The 863-nt window shown below is 56.2% G+C and carries 1 pseudogene; it reads left to right on the forward strand.

Annotation, left to right across the window (positions count from 1 at the left end):
* Window positions 1-96 precede the first annotated feature (96 nt).
* Window positions 97-851 (forward strand): annotated as a pseudogene (locus tag JCM25143_RS21790) (IS5 family transposase).
* The last annotated feature ends 12 nt before the right edge of the window (window positions 852-863 follow it).

An 863-nucleotide genomic window follows, 5' to 3' on the forward strand; every position in this document is an offset into this window, starting at 1 on the left:
GCGTGTCGTCAGTTAAGCCTGAGTGTGGCACGTGAGGGTTGTACTTTGTGGCTGCGTGTGCTGACTGTTTTCCCAGTTTTTGGGGGAGACAGATGGATGCGGCGCTATGGTTTACGCGATGATCAGTGGGAGCGGATAAAGGATCTTCTCCCCGGTCGTGAAGGCTATGTCGGCGGCACTGCGGCGGACAACCGTCTGTTCGTGGAGGCGGTGCTGTATCGCTATCGCGCGGGCATTCCATGGCGCGACCTTCCTGCCCGTTTCGGGGACTGGAAAAACGTGCACCGGCGTCTGCGGCGCTGGTGTGAAAGCGGTGTCATCGAACGGATATTTCGCCATCTCGCCGCTGATCACGACAACGAATACATGATGATCGACAGCACCATTGTCCGGGCGCATCAGCACAGTGCCGGAGCCCTCAAAAAAGGGGCACGGATCAGGCCATCGGACGATCCCGGGGCGGATTGACCACAAAGATCCATGCCATCTGCGACGCTCTGGGCAATCCGGTGGAATTCGGCATCACACCAGGACAGGATGCCGATATCACCCAGGCGGAACCGCTTCTGGAAAACATCGACCCGAATGCTTTCCTTGCTGACAAGGCGTATGACGCGGACAGGTTGATCGATCGGCTGATACAGCGCGGGATTACCCCGGTTATCCCGCCAAAACGCAACAGAACGACACGACGGAAAACCGATTTTTCTCTCTACCGCGAACGGAACCTTGTTGAGAGGTTCTTCAATAAACTTAAGCAGTTTCGCGCTATCGCAACCCGCTACGATAAACTGAAATCAACCTTCCTCGCGGCTGTGCAGTTCGCCTCAATCATCATCCTGCTTAACTGACGACACGCCGTA

It is taken from the genome of Acetobacter papayae JCM 25143 (genome assembly GCF_000613285.1).
GTDB lineage: Bacteria > Pseudomonadota > Alphaproteobacteria > Acetobacterales > Acetobacteraceae > Acetobacter > Acetobacter papayae.